The sequence below is a fragment of the Vibrio sp. Vb1554 genome, from assembly GCF_033344235.1.
In genome coordinates this window covers 37,674-46,813 of the sequence record NZ_JAWPOJ010000034.1, presented here as the reverse complement: position 1 = coordinate 46,813, position 9,140 = coordinate 37,674, and the positions used below count along the sequence as shown (strand labels likewise).

The 9,140-nt window shown below is 46.2% G+C and carries 7 protein-coding genes; all 7 read left to right on the top strand.

From position 1 onward, the window contains the following. The first annotated feature begins 9 nt into the window (after positions 1–9). Positions 10–441 carry a 3-hydroxyacyl-ACP dehydratase FabZ gene (gene fabZ / locus R8N28_RS20685; protein WP_005385360.1) on the top strand — a complete coding sequence of 144 codons (432 nt, stop codon included), beginning with the start codon at positions 10–12 and terminating at the stop codon, positions 439–441. A gap of 1 nt (position 442) precedes the next feature. Further along, complete coding sequence (gene lpxA / locus R8N28_RS20680; RefSeq protein WP_005380357.1) at positions 443–1,231, top strand: acyl-ACP--UDP-N-acetylglucosamine O-acyltransferase; 789 nt, start codon at positions 443–445, stop codon at positions 1,229–1,231. 119 nt (positions 1,232–1,350) lie between these two features. Then, complete coding sequence (lpxB, locus tag R8N28_RS20675; protein ID WP_065274758.1) at positions 1,351–2,490, top strand: lipid-A-disaccharide synthase; 1,140 nt, start codon at positions 1,351–1,353, stop codon at positions 2,488–2,490. 9 nt (positions 2,491–2,499) lie between these two features. Then, complete coding sequence (gene rnhB, locus R8N28_RS20670; RefSeq protein WP_065274757.1) at positions 2,500–3,135, top strand: ribonuclease HII; 636 nt, start codon at positions 2,500–2,502, stop codon at positions 3,133–3,135. A gap of 81 nt (positions 3,136–3,216) precedes the next feature. Then, positions 3,217–6,696, top strand: coding sequence for a DNA polymerase III subunit alpha (gene dnaE / locus R8N28_RS20665; RefSeq protein WP_005385364.1), 3,480 nt, complete (start codon positions 3,217–3,219; stop codon positions 6,694–6,696). Between the two features lie 46 nt (positions 6,697–6,742). Further along, entirely contained in the window at positions 6,743–7,702 is a 960-nt protein-coding gene (gene accA / locus R8N28_RS20660; RefSeq protein ID WP_005380365.1) for an acetyl-CoA carboxylase carboxyl transferase subunit alpha, read from the top strand. Between the two features lie 106 nt (positions 7,703–7,808). Then, positions 7,809–9,119 carry a tRNA lysidine(34) synthetase TilS gene (gene tilS, locus R8N28_RS20655; protein WP_017636042.1) on the top strand — a complete coding sequence of 437 codons (1,311 nt, stop codon included), beginning with the start codon at positions 7,809–7,811 and terminating at the stop codon, positions 9,117–9,119. Positions 9,120–9,140 lie beyond the last annotated feature (21 nt).

Here is a 9,140-nt window from a genome sequence, read left to right as displayed (position 1 = left end):
AAGAAAACGATGAACATCTCTGAAATTCAAGAGCTACTACCTCATCGCTACCCATTCTTATTGATCGACCGAGTGATAGACTTCCAAGAAGAGAAGTACCTTCACGCGATTAAAAACGTGTCGGTTAACGAACCTCAGTTCACAGGTCACTTTCCTCAACTACCAGTATTCCCAGGTGTTTTGATTTTAGAAGCAATGGCTCAGGCAACAGGCTTACTTGCATTTAAATCATTTGGTGCACCAACAGAAAATGAATTGTACTACTTTGCAAGCGTAGACGGCGCGAAATTCCGTAAACCAGTGGTTCCGGGCGACCAATTGGTTATTGAGGTAGAATTTCTGAAAGAACGTCGCGGCATTGCTGCATTTAGCGGTGTAGCAAAAGTTGACGGTGAAGTGGTATGTTCTGCAGAACTGAAGTGTGCTCGTCGAGAGTTTTAATATGATTCATGAAACCGCTAAAATCCACCCGGCAGCGGTGGTAGAAGAGGGCGCCAAAATTGGTGCTAACGTAACAGTAGGTCCTTTTACGTACATCACCTCTACGGTTGAAATTGGTGAAGGCACAGAAGTGATGTCTCACGTTGTGATCAAAGGTCACACAACTATTGGCAAAGATAACCGTATTTTCCCACATGCTGTCATTGGTGAAGAAAACCAAGACAAAAAATACGGTGGTGAAGACACAACTGTGGTTATCGGTGACCGTAACGTCATTCGTGAAGCGGTCCAAGTTCACCGCGGCACAGTGCAAGACAAAGCAACCACGATCATTGGTGATGACAACTTATTGTGTGTGAATGCACACGTTGCGCATGATGTTGTTATTGGTAACCACACTCATATCGGTAATAACTCGATTCTTGGTGGTCACGTTACTGTTGATGACTATGCCGGTGTGATGGCACTGTCTGCGATTCATCCGTTTTGTACAGTGGGCGCTTACGCATACATTGGCGGCTGTTCAGCTGTGGTGCAAGATGTCCCAGCTTATGTACTCGCGCAAGGTAACCACGCTACTCCATTCGGCTTGAACCTTGTTGGCTTGAAGCGTAATGGCTTTGAGAAACCAGAGATTCGTGCGCTACAAAAAGCGTATAAAGAAATCTACCGTTCAGGTAAGACGCTAGAAGAAGTGAAGCCTATTCTAGCTGAAATGGCTCAAGAGTGGCCAGCAGTGAAGCGTTTCTCAGATATTCTGGAAACGACGGAACGTGGCATTATTCGTTAATTGGCGAATGAACCAATAAATAAAAAGATCGTGACCGAATTTGAGGTTACGATCTTTTTGTGTTTTATGGATAAGGCAAACCGTTATCCATAGCGCACAGGAAAAATAGCGAAGTAGATATGGAAAGACCATTACGTATTGGCATCATTGCCGGAGAATTGTCTGGCGATACGCTAGGTGAAGGCTTTATCAAAGCAGTAAAGCAGCAATATCCAGACGCAGAGTTCGTAGGCATTGGCGGTCCGAAAATGATAGCCCAAGGTTGCGAGTCTCTGTTTGATATGGAAGAGCTTGCGGTGATGGGATTAGTCGAGGTTTTAGGCCGCTTACCGAGACTTCTTAAAGTGAAAGCTGAGCTCGTTCAGTATTTTACTCAGAATCCGCCTGATGTTTTCATAGGGATCGATGCTCCTGACTTCAACTTACGCTTGGAGCTTGACCTCAAGCAAGCGGGCATTAAAACCGTTCATTACGTGAGTCCGTCTGTTTGGGCTTGGCGTCAGAAGCGCATCTTTAAAATAGAAGCGGCAACGAACTTGGTGCTAGCATTTCTTCCGTTTGAGAAAGCGTTCTACGACAAATTTAATGTACCTTGCGAGTTCATTGGTCATACCTTGGCTGATGCCATCCCACTAGAATCAGAACAAGCGCCTGCACGTGAGTTGCTTGGTTTAGAACAAGATAAAAAGTGGCTTGCTGTCCTGCCAGGCAGTCGTGGTAGCGAGTTAAAAATGCTCTCAGAGCCATTTATTGAAACCTGCAAGTTACTCCATAAAAAATTTCCAGAACTGGGGTTTGTTGTCGCGCTTGTTAATCAAAAACGCCGTGAGCAGTTTGAACAAGCCTGGAAAGCGCTCGCGCCAGAGTTGGACTTCAAGTTAGTTGATGACACCGCACGCAACGTCATCACCGCATCCGATGCTGTGATGTTGGCCTCCGGTACCGTAGCGTTGGAGTGTATGCTTCTCAAGCGTCCAATGGTGGTGGGTTATCGTGTGAATGCATTTACTGCTTTCTTAGCTAAACGTCTATTGAAAACGAAGTATGTGTCATTGCCGAATATCTTGGCGGATGATGAGCTCGTCAAAGAATATCTACAAGATGAGTGCACACCGGACAATTTGTTTACTGAGGTTTCTCGCTTATTGGAAAGCGACAATAAACCGATGTTAGATAAATTTACGGAAATGCATCATTGGATTCGTAAAGATGCGGACCAACAAGCCGCAAACGCAGTTCTAAAACTGATTGAGAAATAGAGATTTATCATGGCTGTTAAACCAAAAGCGACCAAAACCAAAGTTGAACTCCCTCCGTTTGAATATCCGCAAGGTTATCAGCTTGTGGCCGGAGTCGACGAGGTCGGACGTGGCCCTTTGGTGGGAGACGTCGTCACCGCTGCGGTTATCCTTGATCCTAACAATCCTATTGAAGGGTTGAACGATTCGAAAAAATTGACCGAAAAGAAACGCATTGCGTTGCTTCCTGAAATCAAAGAAAAAGCATTGGCGTGGGCGGTCGGGCGTTGTTCTCCTGAAGAAATCGATCAACTGAATATTTTGCAGGCGACTATGGTTGCGATGCAGCGTGCAGTGGCGGGGTTACAGGTTCAACCTGATTTGGTGTTGATTGATGGTAACCGTTGTCCGGAGCTGCCAATGGATGCTCAAGCTGTAGTAAAAGGCGATCTACGTGTTGCCGAAATCAGTGCGGCTTCAATTATTGCCAAAGTCGTGCGTGACCAAGAGATGGAAGAGTTGGATAAACTTCATCCACAATTTGGCTTCGCGAAGCACAAAGGTTACCCAACTAAAGCGCACTTTGAAGCGATTGAGCAACACGGAGTGATCAGTGAACACCGCAAGAGTTTCAAGCCAGTAAAAAAAGCGTTAGGCATAGAATAATCAAACGATCTAATTGGTGTTATAAACCCAACCTCTTTAGGTTAGAATCCCCAACAAAATAGAGTTACACGGTACCTGTTAATGTCAGATCCCAAATTCATCCACCTGCGTGTTCATAGTGACTTCTCGATGGTGGATGGCCTCAACAAAGTTCCGCCAATCGTAAAGAAAGTTGCTGAGCTCGGTATGCCCGCAATGGCGTTGACCGACTTTACCAACCTATGTGGTTTGGTGAAGTTTTACGGTACGGCGCATGGCAGTGGTGTTAAACCGATCATCGGTGCTGACTTTAAAATGCAGTCGGACGAGTTTGGTGAAGAGCTGACTCAAGTGACTTTGCTTGCGGCGGATAATGTGGGTTATAAGAACCTGACGTTATTGATATCAAAAGCGTACTTACGTGGACATGTTCAACACCACCCTGTGATTGATAAAGCCTGGTTGGCTGAAATGTCTGAAGGCTTGATTGTATTATCCGGCGGTAAAAGCGGGGAAATTGGTCGCGGCCTTTTGAAAGGCAACCGTCAAATAGTGCAGGGGTGTGTTGATTTTTATAAACAGCATTTTCCAGATCGCTTTTATCTTGAGCTACTTCGTACCGGTCGTCCAGATGAAGAAACTTATCTTCACTTTGCGGTTGAATTGGCAGAGCAGCAAGACTTGCCAGTAGTGGCGACCAATGAAGTTGTATTCCTGAGTCCAGACCTATTTGATGCTCATGAAATACGCGTAGCGATTCACGATGGTTACACATTAGAAGATCCGCGTAGGCCAAAAAACTACAGTCCGCAGCAATATCTTCGTACAGAAGAAGAAATGTGTGAGCTGTTTGCTGATATTCCTGAAGCGTTAGAAAACAGTGTCGAGATAGCGAAGCGTTGTAACGTGACTGTGCGCTTAGGTGAGTACTTCCTACCAGCTTTCCCAACCGAAGGGATGAAAGAGACTGAGTTCCTAGTCATGAAATCCCGAGAGGGGTTGGAAGAGCGTTTAGAGTTCCTATTTCCAGATGAGGAAGAGAGAAAACGTCGCCGCCCTGAATATGATGAACGTCTTCAGATAGAGCTAGATGTTATCAACCAAATGGGATTTCCTGGTTACTTCTTGATCGTAATGGAGTTCATCCAGTGGTCAAAAGATAATGGAATTCCTGTCGGTCCTGGACGTGGTTCCGGTGCTGGTTCTTTGGTGGCTTACGCACTAAAAATCACCGATCTGGATCCACTAGAATATGACTTGCTGTTCGAACGTTTCTTGAACCCAGAACGTGTTTCGATGCCCGATTTCGACGTCGATTTCTGTATGGATAAACGTGACCAGGTTATTGACCACGTTGCGGAAATGTACGGTCGCGACGCGGTATCTCAGATCATCACGTTTGGTACCATGGCGGCAAAAGCGGTAATCCGTGACGTTGGCCGCGTATTGGGCCACCCATTTGGTTTTGTTGATCGTATTTCAAAGCTGATCCCGCCCGATCCAGGCATGACGCTAGATAAAGCGTTTAAAGCTGAACCTGCACTACCTGAATTGTATGAGGCCGATGAGGAAGTTAAAGAACTCATCGACATGTGTCATATTTTGGAAGGCTGTACGCGAAACGCCGGTAAACACGCTGGTGGTGTTGTAATTTCACCTACAACAATTACCGATTTTGCGCCAATTTATGCAGACGCTGAAGGTCACTTCCCGGTTACTCAATTTGATAAAAACGATGTTGAGACCGCTGGCCTAGTTAAGTTTGACTTCTTGGGTTTACGTACCTTAACCATTATTGACTGGGCGTTAGGGCTGATTAACCCACGTCTAGAGCGAGAAGGTAAAGAACCGGTTCAAATTGAATCCATACCGTTAGAAGACCCTGCCTCTTTCCGTTTGTTGCAAAACTCTGAAACGACAGCAGTATTCCAGCTTGAATCTCGAGGCATGAAAGAGCTGATCAAACGACTTCAGCCAGACTGTTTCGAAGACATCATCGCATTGGTAGCACTCTTCCGTCCGGGTCCTTTGCAATCGGGCATGGTAGATAACTTTATCGACCGTAAACATGGTCGAGAAGCGATCTCTTATCCAGATGAAAAGTGGCAACACGAGTCGCTAAAAGAGACGCTTGATCCAACCTACGGCATCATCCTGTATCAAGAGCAGGTAATGCAGATTGCGCAGATCTTAGCAGGTTACACGCTAGGTGGTGCGGACATGCTTCGTCGTGCAATGGGTAAGAAAAAGCCAGAAGAGATGGCAAAACAACGTGCTATCTTTGAAGAAGGTGCGATAAAGAACGGTATCGATGGCGAGTTGGCGATGAAAATCTTCGACTTGGTAGAGAAGTTCGCCGGTTATGGTTTTAACAAATCGCACTCTGCTGCTTATGCATTGGTTTCTTATCAAACTCTTTGGCTGAAAACACATTATCCTGCCGAATTTATGGCTGCGGTAATGACAGCCGATATGGATAACACGGAAAAAGTCGTTGGCTTGGTCGATGAGTGTTTCCGTATGAAGCTCACCGTGCTGCCACCAGACATCAACTCTGGCCTATATCGCTTTAATGTTGATGAAAATGGCGCAATTGTTTACGGTATTGGTGCGATAAAAGGGGTAGGTGAAGGTCCTATCGATGCGATTCTTGAGGCGAGAAATAAAGGTGGTCACTTTAAAGACCTGTTTGATTTCTGTGCTCGAGTTGATCTAAAACGCGTCAATAAACGAGTGATAGAGAAGCTGATTTACGCGGGTGCGTTGGATCGACTAGGCCCACACCGCGCGGCGATGATGGCGTCACTCAATGATGCGGTAAAAGCAGCAAGTCAACATCACCAAGCTGAAGCGTTTGGTCAAACGGATATGTTTGGTGTGCTAACGGATGCGCCTGAAGAAGTAGAGCATAAGTATACGCAGGTTCCGCCTTGGCCAGAAAAAGTGTGGTTAGAGGGCGAGCGTGATACCCTAGGCCTATATTTGACAGGGCACCCAATTAACGCCTACGTAAAGGAACTAAACAAATACACCAGTTGTCGACTAAAAGACGCAACGCCCACTCGCCGCGACCAATCTGTCACGGTAGCCGGCCTGGTTATTGCCGCTCGTGTAATGACGACCAAGCGTGGTACACGAATTGGTATTATGACACTGGATGACCGAAGTGGTCGCATGGAAGTGATGTTGTTCTCAGATGCGCTGGATCGATACGCTGAACTTCTCGAAAAAGACAGAATTTTGGTCGTTTCTGGACAGGTCAGCTTTGATGACTTCAACGGTGGCCTTAAAATGTCGGCGCGTGAAGTTATGGATCTCGGCAGTGCGCGCGAGAAATACGCTCGTGGTTTGTCGGTATCGATAGATGCAAATCAGATCAACGATCAGTTTTTTGAGCAGTTCAGCCGTATTTTAGAACCGCACAAAGCCGGAACCGTACCCGTCAATGTATACTACCAGCGTGCCGACGCCAGAGCGCGGTTAACATTGGGCACCGAGTGGCGAGTTACGCCAAGTGATACATTACTCGACGATTTAAAACAGTTGCTTGGCAAAAGCCAGGTAGAACTCGAATTTAACTAAAAATTCAGCGCAATATGTTAGACGCTGAGTAAACAAGGATTCATAGATGAGCCTAAACTTTCTTGAATTTGAAAAGCCAATTGCAGAACTAGAAGCGAAAATTGAAGCATTACGTGATGTCTCTCGTCACGGTGGTGATTCTGCGATTGACCTGGATAAAGAAATCGAACAGCTTGAGAAGAAAAGCTTAGAGCTGAAGAAAAAAACCTTCAGTGACCTAGGTGCATGGGAAACAGCTCAACTGGCTCGTCACCCACTACGTCCTTACACGCTGGATTACATCCAACACGCTTTTGAGGAGTTTGATGAATTAGCGGGTGACCGCGCGTTTGCAGACGACAAAGCGATTGTGGGTGGCATGGCTCGCCTTGAAGGCCGCCCTGTGATGATCATTGGTCACCAAAAAGGTCGTGAGACCAAAGAAAAGGTGAAACGTAACTTTGGTATGCCGAAACCAGAAGGCTACCGTAAGGCTCTACGCTTGATGGAAATGGCAGAGCGTTTCAACATGCCGATCATCACATTTATTGACACGGCTGGTGCATACCCAGGTGTGGGCGCAGAAGAACGTGGTCAATCTGAAGCTATCGCGAAAAACCTAAAAGTGATGTCTGGTCTTAAAGTACCAGTAATCTGTAACGTTGTCGGTGAAGGCGGTTCTGGTGGTGCACTAGCAATCGGTGTAGGCGACTACGTGAACATGCTTCAGTACTCTACGTACTCAGTAATTTCTCCTGAGGGTTGTGCTTCAATCTTATGGCGTGATTCAGACAAAGCGCCACAAGCGGCAGAGGCAATGGGCCTAACTGCTCCGCGTCTTAAAGAGCTTGAACTGATCGACGAAATCATTGAAGAGCCACTAGGCGGCGCTCATCGCGATCATGTTCAAATGGCAGCGAATATGAAAGCGACACTACTTCGTCAGCTAGAAGATCTAGAACAACTGGATGAAGAGACGCTACGTGAACGTCGTTACCAGCGCCTAATGAGCTACGGTTACTGTTAATTTCGGTGATTGCTGTTAAGCGTTAGCTGATATCTCAATTGATAACAGTTAAAATAGAAAGGGTTGGATGAGAGTCCAGCCCTTTTTTGCATCTATCGGATCGTTTATGGAATCGCTTTACCTGCATTTTGCTCAAGTTCTCGGCCGCTACTATCAATTAGGCACTAAGGTTGTCTTGGCGTTTAGCGGAGGAGTGGATTCACGTCTTTTACTCGAATTACTCAGTCGCTACCAACAAGCGCATTCGATAGAGTGTCACGCTGTGTATGTGCACCATGGTTTAAGCTCGAATGCCGATAATTGGGCCGATAAATGCTTACTTTGGGCACAACAAGTGGGGATATCTTGCTCGATTGAGCGAGTGAGCTTAGACATCAGCAATGGTGAAAGTATTGAACTTCTTGCTCGTGAAGCTCGCTACCAAGCCTTAACTAAGTACATTCAAGAAGGCGATATACTGTTGACTGGTCAACATGCCGACGATCAAATAGAGACTTTTCTCCTTGCTCTTAAGCGCGGTAGCGGGCCAAAAGGGTTATCTTCGATGGCGGAGAGTATGCCGTTTTCTTGCGGATCTCTAGTTCGACCATTGCTTACTATCAAGCGGAAGACCATCGAAGACGCCGCTACTAAATTAGGCTTGGAGTGGGTGGAAGACGAAAGCAATCAAGATACCCGTTATGATCGTAACTTTCTTCGTCATTGTGTTATTCCTGAATTGTCTGGTCGTTGGCCGAGTATCCATCAAGCGGTTCAGCGCAGTGCAAACTTATGTGCTCAACAAGAAGCGCTATTGGATGAACTATTGAGCGCGGTGTTTGAACGCGCTTTACAAACGGATCTAAGTTTGAGTATTGAAGAACTGGCTAAGCACAGTGGATTAGCGCGTGCGCGCTTGATTCGTATGTGGCTGTCTAAGCTTAATACTAGTATGCCGACTCAGGTACAACTCAATCTTATCTGGAATGAAGTGGCATTAGCTCAGCAAGATGCCAACCCCAAACTACAACTTAAACAAGGTGAAGTGCGCCGTTTTCGAAATCGTCTCTATTGGGTAACGGAAACGGCTGATGTCACTAAGTGGCAAAGTACGATTCAAGTTGATGCGACTTTGTCGCTGCCTGAGGGACTCGGGGAGCTGACCTTAACGACGAGTTCTAGTAACGCAACGATTGCGCTACCGAGTCAGCCAGAATTGCTTCGCGTGACCTTCAATCCGGAAGGCTTATCAGCGCATCCAACCACGCGTAATCACAGTCGAAAACTGAAGAAGTTATTCCAAGAATACAATGTGCCAAGCTGGCTGCGTCGTCAAATTCCGATTTTAATGTACCAAGACCGAGTCGTTGCTGTGGCAGATCTGTTCGTTGATCAGGCGTTTAATGGTCAAGATTGTGAACTTATTTGGCGCAGGTAATGAAAATTCATGCCACAATGT

Excerpts from the sequence above, each read along its gene's own strand:
- tilS (WP_017636042.1), top strand. The coding sequence starts at position 7,809 with ATGGAATCGCTTTACCTGCATTTTGCTCAAGTTCTCGGCCGCTACTAT.
- fabZ (WP_005385360.1), top strand. The coding sequence starts at position 10 with ATGAACATCTCTGAAATTCAAGAGCTACTACCTCATCGCTACCCATTC.
- accA (WP_005380365.1), top strand. The coding sequence starts at position 6,743 with ATGAGCCTAAACTTTCTTGAATTTGAAAAGCCAATTGCAGAACTAGAA.
- lpxA (WP_005380357.1), top strand. The coding sequence starts at position 443 with ATGATTCATGAAACCGCTAAAATCCACCCGGCAGCGGTGGTAGAAGAG.
- rnhB (WP_065274757.1), top strand. The coding sequence starts at position 2,500 with ATGGCTGTTAAACCAAAAGCGACCAAAACCAAAGTTGAACTCCCTCCG.
- dnaE (WP_005385364.1), top strand. The coding sequence starts at position 3,217 with ATGTCAGATCCCAAATTCATCCACCTGCGTGTTCATAGTGACTTCTCG.
- lpxB (WP_065274758.1), top strand. The coding sequence starts at position 1,351 with ATGGAAAGACCATTACGTATTGGCATCATTGCCGGAGAATTGTCTGGC.